The following is a 15,739-nucleotide window of genomic DNA, read 5'->3' on the forward strand; positions in this document are numbered from 1 at the left end:
GGCCTGCCCGTGACCGACCGGTCGCTCGACGTACCGGCCGTGCCGGACGCACCCACGGTCCCCGCCGTCCCCCCCGTGGCGCCGTCCGCCGAACCCGGCGCGACGCCCGAGCTGCAGGTCCTGGCCGCCGTCCAGCGCGGGATCGCGCGGCCGCGGACGGTCTCCGTGGCCCGGGGCATGTCGCACTTCGGCGAGCACGCGGGCGGCTGGCTCGCGCTGGGTCTCGTCGGCGCGGCCGTCGACCGCCGCCGGCGCGCGGAGTGGCTCTGGTCCACCGCGGCCGTCGCCTTCGCCCACGGGGCGTCCATCGGGGTCAAGCGCGTCGTGCGCCGGCCCCGTCCCGAACACCCGTCGGTCGAGGTGCTCGTGGGCACCCCGAGCCGGCTGTCCTTCCCCTCCTCGCACGCCACCTCGACCACCGCCGCCGCCGTGCTCTACGGCGGGCTGCTGCGGTCCGCCGCGCCGCTGGCCGTCGTGCCGGTGATGGCGCTGTCCCGGCTGGTCCTGGGCGTGCACTACCCGACCGACGTGGCGACGGGATCGGCGCTCGGCGCCGGCGTCGCCCTCGCCGCCCGGCGCGTGATCCCGCGCCTGATCCACAGGAAGAAGCGCTGATGACGAGCACGGACGTACCCCCGACGATGGAGGCCCCGCAGCGGACCCCGATCGGTCTGGCGGCCGGCGTCGTCAAGACGATGCGCCCGCGCCAGTGGGTCAAGAACGTCCTGGTGCTGGCCGCCCCGTTCGCCTCCGGCGACCTGTTCCAGGGCGCCGTGGCGGTCAAGCTGGCCATCGCCTTCGTGGCGTTCTCGCTGGCCGCGTCCGGTGTCTACCTGGTCAACGACGCCAAGGACGTCGAGGCCGACCGCGCCCACCCGACCAAGCGCAACCGGCCCATCGCGGCCGGGATCGTCCCGGTCCCGGTGGCCTACGGCGTCGCGGCGGTGGCCTTCGCCGCGGCGATCGCGCTGTCGCTGCTGGCCTCGGTGCAGCTGCTGATCGTGCTGGGCGTCTACGTCGGCGTCCAGCTGGCGTACTGCTTCTGGCTCAAGCACCAGCCGGTGCTCGACATCTGCATCGTGGCCTCCGGCTTCCTGATGCGCGCCATCGCCGGAGGCGTCGCCGCGGCCATCCCGCTGTCGCAGTGGTTCCTGCTCGCCGCCGGGTTCGGCTCGCTGTTCATGGTCTCCGGCAAGCGCTACGCCGAGATGATGCTCGCCGAGCGCACCGGCGCGAAGATCCGCAAGTCGCTGGAGTCGTACTCCCCGTCCTACCTGCGGTTCGTGTGGGCGCTGTCGGCCACGGTGCTGATCATGACCTACGGGCTGTGGGCCTTCGAGATCCGCGAGGCGCACCACAACTCGGTGTGGTCGGTGATCTCCATCGTCCCGTTCGTCGTCGCGGTGCTGCGCTACTCGGTCGACGTCGACAACGGCGACGGCGGCGAGCCCGAGGACATCGCCCTCGGCGACCGGGTCCTGCAGGTCCTTGCCATCGCGTGGGTCGCGATGCTGACCCTGGCGGTCTATCTCTGACGTTCCCGTCCCGGAACCATTCGTTCGCGAGCGTGCGACGCGACGACGCACGGCGGATCAGCCGTCGATCTCGAGCTTCGCGAGAATGGCTGCGGCCTCGTCCCCCCGCCCCGTGGTGTAGGCGGCGTCAAGGGCCTCTGCGACCTCGTGGTCGAAGCCAGACCGGATCATACCGACCTTGTTCGCTCCGCGAACCCGCGCCGGAACGCCGAACGCCTTCGCAAACGGCGGCACGTCTCGAGTCACCGCCGACGACATGCCGACCATCGCCCCGGTGCCGACGGAGCGCCGCTGATGCACGGTCGCGTTCATGCCGATGTTCGCGGCCTCGCCGATTCGCGCGTAGCCGCCCAGCGAGACACCGGCCGACGTGGTCACACCAGGGCCCAGAACGCAGTCGTGGGCAACGTAGGTGCGACTCAGCAGCCAACTGCCCGCCCCGATGACCGTCGGCGACCGACTTCCCTGCTGGATGGTGGAGGTCTCGCGAATGACCACGCCGTCTTCGACCACGACGCCGTGGTGCTCGAGTTCGCCGTCCCACGCGAGATTCTGCGAGGCAGAGGTGATCTCGGGCGGGCTGCCGATCACACAACCCGCGCCGATGACGACGCCATCTCCGACACGGCATGGACCGAGGAGGACGGCGTGGGGCCCGACCGCGACATCGCGCCCGAGCTCGACGCCTTCGGAGATCACGGCACTGGGATGCACGGGCACGGGCACACCGTAGGGCCGGGGCTCCCCTGGCGTCATGACCACCCCGGCTACCCTCAGTGCCATGGCGCTCGCGCACGCCGGGTCTCGTCCCGTCCCGATCTCCACCGTCCGTCTCGACGAGGCCGTCGAGGCGTCGGTACTGGAGGTGTTGCGTTCCGGACACCTCGCCCAGGGTGCGAAGGTGGCGGAATTCGAACAGCGGTTCGCCGAGCTCAGCGGGGTCGAGCACGCCATCGCGGTGAGCAACGGCAGCACCGCTCTGACCGCGGCGCTCCTGGGCCTGGGGGTCGGTCCGGGTGACGAGGTGGTCACCTCGCCGTTCACTTTCATCGCGACCGTCAACGCCGTCCTGGCGACAGGTGCGAAGGTTCGGTTCGCCGACATCTCGGCCCGCGACTTCGCGCTCGATCCCGCCTCCGCCGCGGATCAGGTCGGAGAGCGCGCCACTGTGCTCATGCCCGTCCACCTCTTCGGGCAGACCGCGGACATGGACCCGCTCACCGAGCTGGCCCGTGAGCACGGCCTGCACCTCGTCGAGGACGCCGCTCAGGCACACGGGGCGCGATACCGCACGAGAGCGGCCGGGTCCTTCGGCGTCGGCTGCTTCTCGTTCTACGCCACCAAGAATCTCACCACGGGCGAGGGCGGGATGATCACGACCTCGGACGATGTTCTCGCCGACCGGCTTCGAGTGCTGCGCAACCAAGGAATGCGCGCCCGGTACGAGTACGAGATGGTGGGCCACAACTACCGGATGACCGACCTCGCGGCAGCCGTCGGGCTGCCCCAGCTCGCCGGATACACCCAGCAGGTGGAGCGCCGGCGGCGACATGCGGCTCGACTGACCGAGCGACTCAGCGGGCTTCCCGGCCTCCGGACACCGGAGGTGCTCCCGGGGCGGCAGCACGTCTGGCACCAGTACACCGTGCTCCTCGAGGGCGAAGCCGCAATGGACCGCGACGGGCTCGCGGCCGCGCTCGCCGAGCAGAACATCGGGAGCGGCATCTACTACCCGCATCTCGCGAGCGACTACGCCTGCTACCGCGACCACCCGCTGGTGCAGGTGGCCGAGACCCCGGTGGCTCGTGAGGTCGCGGCACACTGTCTCTCCCTGCCCGTCCACGCCGCGCTCGACGACGACGACGTGGAGCGGGTTGCGGACGCGGTCTCCGCCGCCCTGTCCTGACCGTGTGATGAGTGTGTCTGCGCTGGGCAAGCGGCTTCGGTCAGGAATCTCGCTGCGCCGCATGGCGACCTATGTCGGCGTCGGCGTGGGCGGGTTCGTCGTCGACTTCGGACTGCTCGTCCTTCTTCGCGAGGTGGTGGGCACGCCGGTCTGGTTGGCGACGAGCATCGCCTTCTGGGCGAGCCTCGCAGTCGTCTTCCTGTGCAACAAATACGTGACCTTCGGTGCTCGGGGCATGGGGCACCGGCAACTTCTGCGCTACTTCATCCTGTTGGGGATCAACTACGTGATCACCCTCGGGATCGTCGCGCTCGCCGAGCGGACGGGCGTCGGTTACCAGTGGGGAAAAGTCGTTTCCGTGGCACTGACGACCTGCTGGAACTACTTCGCATACCAGTTCTGGGTCTTCCGCGTGTCGCGGGACAGCACCGATGAGTCGGTGTGAATCTGTTCGACGCGGTATGCCCGATGATCCACCCGAGCACGAGGACGGAATGACCCCGCTGAAGATCGCCGTCGTCGGCGCAGGCGTGATGGGCACGAATCACGCTCGCGTCGCGAGATCGTTGCCTGGTGTCCAGGTCACACACGTCGTCGACCCGGACCCGGAGCGGGCCGCGCGCGCCGCGGCCGTGGCCGGCGCTGAGCCTCTCGCGGACGTCGGGGAGATCGTCGGCGAGGTCGACGCCGCGATCGTTGCGTCCCCGAGCTCGATGCACGAGGAGCACGGCCTCGCGCTCCTGGCGGCAGGCGTCCACGTGCTGGTGGAGAAGCCCGTGGCGACCACCGTCGAGCAGGCCGAGCGTCTGATCGCCGCTGCGGACGCAGCGGGCATGGTGCTCCAGGTCGGGCACGTGGAGCGGTTCAACCCCGCCGTGCTCGAACTCGACCGGATGCAAGGGGACGTCGTGCACGTCGAGGCGTCACGGATCGGGCCGTACAGCAACCGTGTCGAGGTCGGGGTGGTGCTGGACCTGATGATCCACGACCTCGACATCGTGCTCGCCCTGGCAGGTGGTGAGCCGAGTCGGGTGCTGGCGACCGCACAACGCACCCGCTCGGGTACGGAAGACCTGGTCAGCGCGTTGATCGAATTCGACAACGGAGTCACTGCTGCGTTGACGGCGAGCAGGATCGGACAGAACAAGATCCGGAATCTCGCGCTCACCCGAGAGAAGGACTACGTCAACGTCGACCTGCTCCGCCAGGACGTGACGGTCCACCGCGTCGACCATTCGGAGTACCTCTCGGACGAGGGCACTCGTTATCGGCAAACGGGCGTGGTGGAGTTGCCGTTCCTGGAACATCGCGGTGAGCCGCTGTTCCTCGAGCTGTCGCATTTCGTCGACTGTGTCCGCACAGGTACGACGCCGCGTGTCACGGGTCGCGACGGTGCACGAGCGCTCGAACTCGCCATGCGGGTGCGGGCTGCGGCCGGGCTCTGAGGAGGGGACATGTACGAGGACCACCGGATCGCGGCCGTCGTACCCGCGTACAACGAAGAGAAGCTGATCTCCAAGGTCATCAAGACGATGCCCGAATGGGTGGACATCATCGTGGTGGTCGACGACCGGAGCTCGGACCGGACGGCCGAAGTGGCTCGTGCCACCGGCGACCCCCGCCTTCAGGTGATCACACATGAGGTCAACACGGGTGTGGGTGGGGCGATCATCACCGGACATCGGGCCGCGCTGGACCGTGGCTCCGACATCAACGTGGTCATGGCCGGCGACGCGCAGATGGACCCCGCATACCTCCCGGCGCTGCTCGACCCGATCGTGCACGACGGCTACGGCTTTGCGAAGGCAAACCGCTTCTTTTCGACGGGCTCGTACGAGGGAATGCCGAAATACCGGGTATTCGGCAACATAGTTCTCTCGTTCCTGACGAAGTTCGCCTCCGGCTACTGGCACATCTTCGACCCGCAGAACGGCTACACGGCAACGCGTCGCGACGTGCTGCAGCGGCTCCCGTTCGAGCAGTTGGCTCAGCGCTACTCGTACGAGAACGACGTACTGGTCAACCTGAACATCCTGCGGGTACCTGCTACGGACGTACCGATTCCCGCCGTGTACGGGGAGGAGGTGTCGTCGATCAAGCTTCGCCGGGTCGGGCCGGAGATCAGCAATCTACTGCTGCGCGGACTATGGCGGCGCTTCCTGTGGAAGTACGTCGTGCACTCCTTCTCCCCGGTGGCGTTGTTCGTCGTGGGCGGCCTCCTTCTCACCTTGTTCGGCACTGTCGTCGGGGTGTGGACGATCATCGAGACGATCGGCCCGCCGGCGGCTACTGCGGGATCGGTCGTACTGGCCGTCGCTCCGTGGCTGCTCGGTATGCAGATGCTGATGTATGCGCTGTTGCTGGACATCCAGGAGAGCCCGGACCGGCCGACGGCTCCTCCCTCCACGCAGCACCGCCCCTGGCGGGAATCCGGTCGCACCGAACCCGCAGTCGCACCCGCGGTGACGCCGGTCAACGCGAAGCCGCCGGTCAACGCGAAGCCGACGGAGGATCAGTCACCGTCCGGGGCGACGATCCGGTAGACGCGGAAGTCCGGATTGGCGTAGACGAGACGGAGGAACGGCAAGTCGTCGAGATTGGTCAGGCCAGGCGCGCGGTCACTGTAGCTGCGGAGAAAGCCTTCACCCACGACCACGTAGCCGACCCCGAGCCGGCTGACGGCCGCCCGGACGTCGGGTCGCTCGTCGTACAGGTTGAAAGCAGTCTCCAAGGTCGACACGTCCGTGTTCCCGAGGCCCGTCCCGTCGTAGTGCCCGGCGACCGGGAGTGTCCCGGACAATGCGTACATCCAGACCGACCCGTCGTTCCGGTCGTTGAGTACACGGACGCCGCGCGGAACCAGCGAACCGAGCGCGCTGAGACCCGTGACTTCGAGTGAAGAAAGAGCGGGCCCCTGCCCCGTATTGATCGACATCTTCGTCTCGTTGCGCTCGAGGTAGAGCCCGTGGCTGAGCGCCACGAATGCGACGAGCGCGATGAAGGCGGTGACCGCGCCGCTGCCCTCAGCGAGCCGTCCGGCGCTATCCCGGAACAGCCACCGGCTCAGCCGCGCCAGCAGCGCGGCGATCCGATCCACGCCGTGGCCCACCAGCACGCATGCGAGCAGCGTGAACAGGGCGGCGAGCCGCCAGCGGTCGTTCCACCAAGGCCGGGTGACGGCATTGACCCATTCGGCGTCCGAGCTGGCGGCGAGGACGAACAATGCCCCGAAGACGACGATCGGCGCTCCGATCCATCGGAGCGCACCAAGCCGGTTGTAGGTGAGCAGACCGACCACAGCAGGAGCGACGAGCCACATCTGTGGCCATGGCGCAGCGTGCCCGAACGAGAGGATCTCGGTGATCGACTCGGACCAGGCGAGGTCCGCCGGCCAGTCCACGGCGGGGAAGCTGGCCGCGCTGTGCAGCGAGCCGGCGATCTGGCTCGAGACGAGGGCGAGAGCCGCGAGGGTTGTGCCGGCCAGGACGAGCGGCTCCCGGCGTAGCCGCTCCGGGCGAGTTGCCCACCTCTGAATCAGGCATGGCACGACGAGGACCACCACGCCGAAGAGCATCGCGGGATGCAGACAAACCAGGCCGGCCGCTCCGAGCGCCGCCACGAGGCCGCGGACCGTTGCCTGGCGCAGGGACAGTGAGTCCAGCAGGTGAACGACCAGCAGCAGGAACGCCGGGGTCAGTGCCACCCCCGTGGCGTAGGGCAACAACGGCCCACGCCACAGCATGTCGTACAAGGCGCTGGCGGCGACCGCGGCGAGGGCTGTCGCGGCCGCGTGTGTCGGGGTGCCGCCGAAGCGCCGCACCAGGGCAGCGAGGACCAGGGCGCAGAGGCCGGGGATGAGGGCCGTGTGCGCGTTGAGTACGGAGGGGACGTCCCGGCCGGTCAGCTGCAACACCGTCGCGCCCAGAATGTGGTAGGCGTTCGGGTAGAAGATCGAGGTGCCCGGCTCGAACCAGTTGATCTGGCTCATCCCGAAGAGTCCGGCGTCGCCGCGCTCCGCGATCCATCGGATACCGCTGGCGTGGAACACTGCGTCCCAGTCCTGCGGGATCGTGCGCAGGCCGCGCATCCCGCCGATCACGACCTGTGCGCCCGCCAGTGCCGCGACGCCGACCACAGCGGCTACCGCCAGATGTGCCCGAGGTGACCAGGCGGCCAAGGGCGTCGGCCACGTGGTGGTGACCGTCGGAGCCGAACGCCACCGTGCGAGCAGCCGATCCAGTCCGGCGAGCACCACTGCCACGAGAAGTGTTCCGACGACCAGGACCCCCGCGGACCAGCGCACTCCCAGCGCAGTCGTCCATGGCCCGAGCAGGCCGACGAGGGCATAGGTGAGCAGGGGGGCCGTCGCGGCCAGACACCAGCCACGCAACCGCGCCGCCAGTCCGACGATTCCTCCCGGCAGGAACAGCGCCAGTGCGTACACGACCACAAGGCCGAGGTCGGATCCGTCGACCACCGGAGCGGCCATCCTCCACCTCGCTCACGCTTACCAAGATGTTTCCTGGTCGTCGGCATGTTAGCGGCGGGCGAGTCCGCTGCTGTCGAGCCGCGCCCGGCGTACGCCGAGATCCACGCGTTCATCGTGAACGGGGTGATGACCGGGTTCGCGCACCTCGCCGCTACCCTCGGTGCCCGTGACTGACGCACAGTTCGATCTGGTCGTGGTGGGCTCGGGCTTCTTCGGGCTGACGATCGCGGAGCGGGCCGCCGCCGAACTGGGCAAGAAGGTCCTGGTGCTCGAGCGGCGTCCCCACATCGGCGGCAACGCCTACTCCGAGCCCGAGCCCGAGACGGGCATCGAGATCCACCGGTACGGCGCGCACCTCTTCCATACGTCCAACAAGCGCGTGTGGGAGTACTGCAACCGCTTCACGGACTTCACGAACTACCAGCACCGCGTGTTCGCGCGGTACCGGGACCAGGTCTATGCGTTCCCGATGAACCTGGCGCTGATCAACCAGTTCTTCGGGAAGTCGCACACGCCGGACGAGGCGCGCGCCCTGATCGCCGAGCAGGCCTCCGAGTTCGACACCGCAAAGGCGGAGAACCTGGAGGAGAAGGCGATCTCGCTGATCGGGCGGCCGCTGTACGAGGCGTTCGTCAAGGGCTACACGGCGAAGCAGTGGCAGACGGACCCGACCAAGCTCGGCGCCTCGATCATCTCGCGGCTCCCCGTCCGCTACACCTTCGACAACCGCTACTTCAACGACACCTACGAAGGCCTGCCCGTCGACGGGTACACCGCGTGGCTGGAGAAGATGGCGGACCACCCGAACATCGAGGTCCGGCTGGACACGGACTACTTCGCGGTCCGCGAGGAGCTGCCGGTCGGCATCCCGACCGTCTACACGGGCCCGCTGGACCGCTACTTCGACTTCAGCGAGGGCGAGCTGTCGTGGCGCACGCTGGACTTCGAGACCGAGGTCCTGCACGACACCGGTGACTTCCAGGGCACCTCCGTCATGAACTACAACGACGAAGAGGTCCCCTACACCCGGATCCACGAGTTCCGGCACTTCCACCCCGAGCGGGACTACCCCAAGGACAAGACGGTCATCGTCCGCGAGTACTCGCGCTTCGCCGAGTCCGGCGACGAGCCGTACTACCCGGTGGGCACGCCCGAGGACCGCGCCAAGCTGGAGCGGTACCGCGAGCTGGCGCGCAAGGAGACCGCGAACCGCAACGTGCTGTTCGGCGGCCGCCTCGGCACCTACAAGTACCTCGACATGCACATGGCGATCGGCTCCGCGCTGACCATGTTCGACAACCGCCTCACCCCGCACTTCGTCGACGGCAAGGCGCTGTCCGGCACCGAGGCCGAGGACTGAGCCGGCGGACGCCTGCTCGCGGCGCACTACTCGCCACGCTACGCGGTCACTTCTCCGTTCTCCTGCGGATGCCACGCCCGAGCAGGACGACCCCGGCGCCGACCGACGACATGGCGACGACGACGAGCAGGTACGCCGCCGGCCACATGTGTTTGGCGATCTCGTAGTAGCCGTCGCCGAGCACGGTGAGGACTGCGAGCCCTGTCGCAGCGGCCGACGCGACACCCGCGAGTCGCGTGAACCCGGCGAGTGCCCCGCCTGTGCGCAACCCCGCGGCTCCGACCAAGAGGCCGAGGACGGCCAGCAGGGAGGAGAGCCACGGCGCCGGCATCGAGCCCAGCCACGCCCGCATCCAGGCGACGTCCTTCCCCATCTGTGGGGAGTCGATGATCTGTAGCGGCCCGGCGGTCCCGGCCGGGACCGGACCGGACTGCAGATAATCGACGTCCGCGCCTCTGGTCGCCTGCATCGCCACTCCGACCGCGGTCAGGAAGGCATCCGGATGCGAGAGCAGCGCCCGCTGGGCCGCCTGCTGGGCCACGCCGGGGTCGTCGCCGACCGCCCCTCGCCAACCGGGAACGGAATCGGGATCGAGCGGGGCGCCGCTGGGCCCGTAGAAACCCCGGCCGGCATGTGCGGCCGCCTCGACCGGCAGCCCGACCTGGGACGCCGCCCCGGCCCCCACCTCGGGGAGCAGCGTCGTGAAGATCAGGTTGTGTGCGTTGACCGCCGGATAGTCGCGGCTCTGCCAGGAGAGCGCTGCGTGTGTCGGCGCGAGCGCCGCGATCCCGAGTCCTGCGGCCACGGCGACCCCGGGCAGCAGGTTGAGCATCTTCCGGCGACGACTGACGAGCACGGTGGCCGTGGCGCAGACCGCCACTCCGACCACCAGCAGCGGCAGGTAGGCGACCTTCGCTGTCCCGGCTGTGAACGCTCCCGCGGCCGTCAACGCCACAGCGACCAGCCTCGCGTCACGTGCGCGCTGGGACGTAACCGCCAGGGCCGCCACGCCGGCCAACAGGGTGTAGGCGCCCAGCAGTCCCGCGGGCTCGGAATAGGTGGAGAGGAAGAACCGGGTGAACGTCGGGCTCGCCAGCGGTGCCAACGGCGCCAGGAGCACCACGGGGCTCCACCATCGCCGCGCTGTACAGGCCCATGCCGCAACGGCTGTCACCAGGGCGATGAGAATCGCGTACAGCCAACCCAAATCGGTGAGGTTCCATGTGTCAGGGTTTCCCGCAGCGGCGGCCCGGAGAAGCGTGAGCGCGGACGAGGGGATGGGGTCGGAGCAGGGTGCGTCTCGAGTGAACGTCATCACGACGCCGCCGACCCAGTTGGACCGGCCGTCTGCGGTGGCGGGAACCAATCCCGCGCCGCAGAGAAGTCGTCCGCCGTCTCCGTTGTCCGCGGCGCCTACCGGAGCGCCCCCGCCAAGGCCGGACGAGGTGGCCACCGTCGTCAAGGACACCACTCCGGCAAGAAGTGCCACGAGGAGGCGAACGGCGGAACGACTCATAAGCCAGATGTGGTGTTCGGTGTCGACAGAATCCCTGTAGCCCTCATTATCCCGCGATCCGCGCCGCAGCCAAGCGCGCTCACGCTCGCCGACTCTCACATGTCCACCGCGCAGGAGTCGAGCTGGACACGAGTCACTTCCTAGTCGCGCGCCGGCGGCCCACCGCACCGCCGGCGAGGTGCCGAGCAGCAGGTGCTCACCCACGATCCGGGCCTTGAACACGGCCGCGTTGTGGGATGCCAGGGTGCGGGCGTTCCGCCAGTGACGGTCGACAGCCGTCCGACGACCTGCTGCACGAGCGGGTCCTCACCGAGCAGCACCCCGCGGCCCGTGATGAACGACCGAGACTTCGCGCGACGACACGGCGGCGGACACGAGCGCGCGCCCGATCCCGGCCATCACGGCCAGCAGGTAGACCTGGTGGGACGCTGCGGAGGCGCTTGCGCCGGGGCTCTCGTACGGCCCCCACGTGCGTGGCCTCGATCGCAACCGACTCGAAGAGCGTGATGCGCTACGGTGAGGCCCTGCCCGATGCGTCCCAGTCGTCCAGCCTTCGGACGCCCGTTGCGGTGGCAGGTACGGCCACGGACATGCGCTGCCCGTCGAGGATCGCGGTCGCCGCGATCCATTCCGCGAACAGAGATGCCGGTGCTGTAGTACTTGCGCCCGGTCAGCAGGTAGCAGCTGCCGGAGCGGGGTCACTCACGTGTTCGCGCCGGTGGTCGGGGTGCTGCGGCCCCCGGTGGCCCGCGTCGATAGGCTCGGGCGTCGCTCCCGCAGGCGGTCGCCCGGGTGCCGGGGGCGTGACTCCGCTGTACCTGCCCCCGAGGTCCGAGGACTGAGTGATCGAGTGACGACCACCGCTGAGAAGGCCGACCTGGACATCGCGACGGACACACTCCTGCAGCGGATCATCCTTCCGCGTCAGGCGGACCCACTGTCCGTCCGTGCCCTCTACGTCGACGAGCGGACCGGCACCACGCTAGCGCCGACCGAGTCGACGCCGGGGTCGCAGGAGAAGCCGATGACGCTCACCGTCTCGGCGAGCACCACGCGGGCGTTGCGCGTCACCTCGCGGACCTCGGCCGTGCTGCCGCCGCAGAGCGAGGTGTCCTTCGGGGCCTACTTCAACGGGTTCGCGGCGGGCTACTGGCGGCACTGGTCGGCGCTCACCGACATCCGGCTGAAGCTCTCGCTCGAGGGTGAGGGCCGCGTGGACGTTTACCGGTCGAAGGCGGACGGTTCGCACATCTACGTCACCGGCAAGGTCGTCTCCGGAGAGCAGGACCTGGACGTCCCCCTGGACCTGCGCCCGTTCGAGGACGGCGGCTGGTACTGGTTCGACCTCACCACGGCGGACTCCGAGCTCACCCTGCACTCCGGCGGCTGGCACGCGCCCACCCCGGCGCCCGGCCGCGCCGCGGTCACCATCGGGATGCCGACCTTCAATCGCCCTGCGGACTGCGTCGCGACTCTGACGGCGATCGGCGAGGATCCCGACGTGCTTGCCGCCGTCACTGCGGTGATCCTTCCGGACCAGGGCACGCAGAAGGTCCGCGAGCAGGCCAGCTACGAGCAGGCCGCCGCCGTGCTCGGCGACCGGCTGCAGATCGTCGACCAGCCCAACCTCGGCGGCTCCGGCGGCTACGCGCGGGTGATGTACGAGGCGATCGGGTCCACCGACTGCGAGCAGATCCTCTTCATGGACGACGACATCCTGCTCGAGCCGGACTCGATCCTGCGGGCCGTGGCGTTCTCCCGGTTCTCGCGGGAACCGATGCTGGTCGGCGGGCAGATGTTGTCCCTGCAGGCCCGCTCGCAGCTGTCGACCATGGGCGAGGTCGTCGACCGGAACCAGTTCATGTGGCGGGTCGCGCCGGACACCCACCCGCACCACGACCTGGCCGAGCAGACCCTGCGACAGACGCCGTGGCTGCACCGCCGCGTCGACGTCGACTACAACGCCTGGTGGATGTGCCTGATCCCGCGCGCCGTCGCCGAGGACCTGGGCCTGCCGCTGCCGCTCTTCATCAAGTGGGACGACGCCGAGTACGGCCTGCGCGCCCGGGGCCGCGGCTACCGCACGGCGACCGTGCCGGGCATCGCGATCTGGCACATGTCCTTCATCGAGAAGGACGACTCCAGCGACTGGCAGGCCTACTTCCACTACCGCAACCGGTACGTCGCGGCGGCGCTGCACGGGCCGGACTCGCCGAAGGCGCTGCTGCAGGAGTCGTTCAAGCGCACCCTGCGGCACCTGATGCTCATGGAGTACTCGGCCGTCGCGCTGCAGATCAAGGGACTCAAGGACTTCCTCGCGGGACCGGAGGCGCTGTTCGCGAAGCTCCCGGTGGTGCTCGGCGAGATCCGGGCCGAGCGTGCGGAGTACGACGACGGCCGCCCGCTGCAGTCCGCGACCGAGGTGCCCCTGTCGACCCTCGACGCCCTGGGCGCCCAGCTGTTCCCGGAGCCCCCGGTCGGCAAGGTGAAGGTCGGCCTCGGTCTCGCGAAGGGCGTGCTGCGCAACCTCAAGACGCCGAACCCGGCGCACGCCGAGGTGCCGCAGCGCAACGTACCGTGGAAGCAGGCCCAGTGGTTCGTGCTGGCCGGGCTCGACTCCGCCACGGTGTCGACGCCGGACGGGCGCGGGGTCACCTTCCGCCGCCGCGACCCGGAGATGTTCAAGCGGATGGTGAAGGAGTCCTTCGAGCTCCACCGCGAGGTCGCCCGGCAATGGCCGCTGCTGCGCACCCGCTACACCGACGCGCTCGCCTGGCTGACCAGCCGGCAGGCCTGGTCGGAGGAGATCTTCGACAAGTAGGGCGCGGGGTTCCGGCCGCCCCGGCGAGGGGCGGCCGGAACCCGCGTCAGTCCGCCTTCTCCTCGAGCCCGTACAGCCGGGTCCAGTTCTCCCGGCTCGTCAGCTCCGGCACCGCGGCGCGGTAGCGCTCGGCGACGCCGGGACCCTCCCGGTGCAGCCTGCAGATCACCGCTGCCCCCCGCTTGGCGAGGTCCAGGGCCCGCTTGCGGTCGCGGGTTCGCACTCGCACGCCGGTCTCGGCCATGTCGGTGACCACCGCCTTGCCCAGCGTGGACACGTGCCACCAGTGTGCTTCACCGGCCGTGATCATCCCGGTCCGTGCGGCTCCGCGGTCCGCCAGCAGGTAGACGGCCCGCTTGAGCCAGGTCAACGCCTCGTGACTGGGCGGGCCGGGTTCCCGAACGACAGGGAAGGCGCGGAAGTCGTCTATCGCCTCGGCAATCGGTCGGCTCGTGGTCTCCGGGTAGTCCGAACGGATGCGGCGGATGCGCGCGGCGGAGTCGGCCGAGCCGTCGTTCAGGATCTCCGGACCTCGGAGGAACTCCTCGATCGCCTCGAGCAGAGTGGCCGACAGTCCGTACTGCATCGCGACGAGGTACTGGCCGAGCATCGTCATGACCTGCTTCGTCACGACTGACACGGAGAACCGGGTGTGCAGGGCTGCCGTGATCAACGCATTGCGGATGTTGAAGAACCGGTGCCACTCGTCCCAGTCCTTCCAACCGAAGTCCGCATGCCAGATCGCGGCGCCGGGAAGAGAGATCGTGGGGAAGCCGGCGGCGCGGGCCCGGTAGCCGTACTCCACGTCGTCCCACTGGAAGAACACCGGCAGCGGAAGGCCTATGCGCTCGACGATCGTCGCGGGGATCAGGCACGCCCACCAGCCGTTGTATTCCGTGTCGACCCGTCGATCGAGGACGTTGGGAAGGAGTCGCTCGTCCCTGCCGAGCAGGTAGCCCTCGTGCACGCCACCGGGCATCTTCTGTCCTGCCAGCAGCCGCTCCGGGTCGGCGTACTCGGCGCTGATGTGCAGGTGAGCGGGGTGAAGCAGGTTGAGCATGTGGCCGCCGACGATCGCCGGTGTGGTCATACAGTCGGCGAAGGCCGTCAGGCGGATGAACACGTCCGGTTCGAGAAGTACGTCGTCGTCCATCAGGAGGACGTCGCGCTGCGCCTCGACCGGCCCGGACGTTGCCTCGAACAGACCCCGCGTGAAACCGCCCGCTCCACCCAGATTGCGCTGCCGGATATAGGTCAGGCGGCCATCGAGACCGGCGCGGACCTGCTGGAACCGTTCCCGTGACTCCAGCGGGTCGCTGCCCTGGTCCACGACGTAGACATGGTCGAGGGCCGCCAGGGCCTCCACGTCGTCGCTCATCGCCTCGAGCGTGTTGAGGCAGTCGTCGACGCGGTTGTAGGTACAGATCACCGCCGCAGTCGGCCGCTGCAGTCGAGGGGCCCGCACCGTCCAGCGGACAGCGGCGACGGTGAGTTCGCCGACTTCCGTCGCGAGATCGAGCCACATGCCCCCGCCGTCGACGAAGCGGTCGATGGGGCCGGTGAGCCGGAACGAGGTCGGGGACTCTGTGGTCACCTCAGCCACGGCAACCGTGCGTGCGACCTTGTTCGTGTCCGAGGCCATCAGCCGCACCTGGCCGCGCCCGGTCGCCACGAATTCGGCCGTGATCTCCTGAACCGGCGTCCAGCGCTGCCAATAGGTCGCGTGGAAGCGGCCGAAGTACGTGTTCGTGGAGACGTCCGTGCCCGGGGTCAAGCGCACCTCGTGTCTCGAGCGCTCGGCCGTGCCTCGGAGGACCTCGGCGTAGAGATCTGCCGGCACGACAGGGCTCGGCCCGGTGAACAGACCGCGTTGTACGACGCGTGCCGTCGGAAGACCGTTCTGGTCGCCCAGCTCCGCACTCGGGGCCGGAGTTCCGTCCGGCAGGGCTGCGTTCGGCGCCACGGCGAGGTCGGCGGGGGTCTTCTGGCTCATCTGTTCCGGACTTCTCCTCGTGAAGGCTGCTCAGTGTGAGCCGGTCCGGCGAGCCGGGCCGAGGGCGGTCGGTGACTCATTGTGGGGCATGACGTGCGTCGCAGGCGGGCGGGCGCGCC

12 protein-coding genes are annotated in these 15,739 nt (G+C 69.2%); 8 read left to right on the forward strand and 4 right to left on the reverse strand.

The genetic code is table 11. The features are described from left to right. Nucleotides 1–39 precede the first annotated feature (39 nt). Together ACQP04_RS00650 and ACQP04_RS00655 are read left to right on the forward strand one after the other, a co-directional pair. Complete coding sequence (locus ACQP04_RS00650; RefSeq protein ID WP_433508514.1) at nt 40–615, forward strand: phosphatase PAP2 family protein; 576 nt, start codon at nt 40–42, stop codon at nt 613–615. Next, entirely contained in the window at nt 615–1,535 is a 921-nt protein-coding gene (locus tag ACQP04_RS00655) for a decaprenyl-phosphate phosphoribosyltransferase (protein WP_433505153.1), read from the forward strand. Before ACQP04_RS00650 ends, ACQP04_RS00655 begins: the two co-directional genes overlap by 1 nt. 57 nt (nt 1,536–1,592) lie before the next feature. Here ACQP04_RS00655 and ACQP04_RS00660 read toward each other — a convergent pair whose 3' ends face one another. Then, nucleotides 1,593–2,255 carry a UDP-N-acetylglucosamine acyltransferase gene (locus tag ACQP04_RS00660; protein WP_433505154.1) on the reverse strand — a complete coding sequence of 221 codons (663 nt, stop codon included), beginning with the start codon at nt 2,253–2,255 and terminating at the stop codon, nt 1,593–1,595. Nucleotides 2,256–2,316: 61 nt separating this feature from the next. On the opposite strand from ACQP04_RS00660, the gene ACQP04_RS00665 reads away from it, so the two are divergent. The 4 genes from ACQP04_RS00665 (at nt 2,317) to ACQP04_RS00680 (ending at nt 5,984) form a co-directional block, all read left to right on the forward strand. Then, complete coding sequence (locus ACQP04_RS00665; RefSeq protein WP_433505155.1) at nt 2,317–3,441, forward strand: DegT/DnrJ/EryC1/StrS family aminotransferase; 1,125 nt, start codon at nt 2,317–2,319, stop codon at nt 3,439–3,441. Nucleotides 3,442–3,502: 61 nt separating this feature from the next. Next, entirely contained in the window at nt 3,503–3,886 is a 384-nt protein-coding gene (locus ACQP04_RS00670; RefSeq protein ID WP_433505156.1) for a GtrA family protein, read from the forward strand. Between the two features lie 49 nt (nt 3,887–3,935). Further along, on the forward strand, nt 3,936–4,886 hold the full coding sequence (locus tag ACQP04_RS00675; protein ID WP_433505157.1) for a Gfo/Idh/MocA family oxidoreductase: 951 nt from the start codon (nt 3,936–3,938) through the stop codon (nt 4,884–4,886). Between the two features lie 9 nt (nt 4,887–4,895). Further along, nucleotides 4,896–5,984, forward strand: a complete 1,089-nt coding sequence (locus ACQP04_RS00680) for a glycosyltransferase family 2 protein (RefSeq protein ID WP_433505158.1) — start codon at nt 4,896–4,898, stop codon at nt 5,982–5,984. Here the strand turns inward: ACQP04_RS00680 and ACQP04_RS00685 are convergent. Then, nucleotides 5,954–7,930: a DUF6541 family protein gene (locus ACQP04_RS00685; RefSeq protein ID WP_433505159.1), complete on the reverse strand. Its 1,977-nt coding sequence runs from the start codon at nt 7,928–7,930 to the stop codon at nt 5,954–5,956. The two genes, ACQP04_RS00680 and ACQP04_RS00685, sit on opposite strands and share 31 nt — an antisense overlap. Nucleotides 7,931–8,096: 166 nt before the next feature. Here ACQP04_RS00685 and glf point away from each other — a divergent pair, with 166 nt between their 5' ends. Beyond that, nucleotides 8,097–9,290 (forward strand): UDP-galactopyranose mutase, encoded by a 1,194-nt coding sequence (glf, locus tag ACQP04_RS00690; protein WP_433505160.1) that lies wholly within the window; start codon nt 8,097–8,099, stop codon nt 9,288–9,290. 46 nt (nt 9,291–9,336) lie between these two features. Here glf and ACQP04_RS00695 read toward each other — a convergent pair whose 3' ends face one another. Beyond that, complete coding sequence (locus tag ACQP04_RS00695; RefSeq protein ID WP_433505161.1) at nt 9,337–10,743, reverse strand: hypothetical protein; 1,407 nt, start codon at nt 10,741–10,743, stop codon at nt 9,337–9,339. Nucleotides 10,744–11,656: 913 nt separating this feature from the next. Between ACQP04_RS00695 and ACQP04_RS00700 the strand changes: the two genes are divergently transcribed. Next, nucleotides 11,657–13,627: a glycosyltransferase gene (locus ACQP04_RS00700; RefSeq protein ID WP_433505162.1), complete on the forward strand. Its 1,971-nt coding sequence runs from the start codon at nt 11,657–11,659 to the stop codon at nt 13,625–13,627. 46 nt (nt 13,628–13,673) lie between these two features. Here the strand turns inward: ACQP04_RS00700 and ACQP04_RS00705 are convergent, their stop codons facing one another. After that, a complete protein-coding gene (locus ACQP04_RS00705; RefSeq protein WP_433505163.1) occupies nt 13,674–15,620 on the reverse strand; it encodes a glycosyltransferase in 1,947 nt (648 codons plus the stop codon). Between the last annotated feature and the right edge of the window lie 119 nt (nt 15,621–15,739).

The organism is Pseudonocardia halophobica, assembly GCF_050948485.1.
Taxonomy (GTDB): Bacteria; Actinomycetota; Actinomycetes; order Mycobacteriales; family Pseudonocardiaceae; genus Pseudonocardia; species Pseudonocardia halophobica.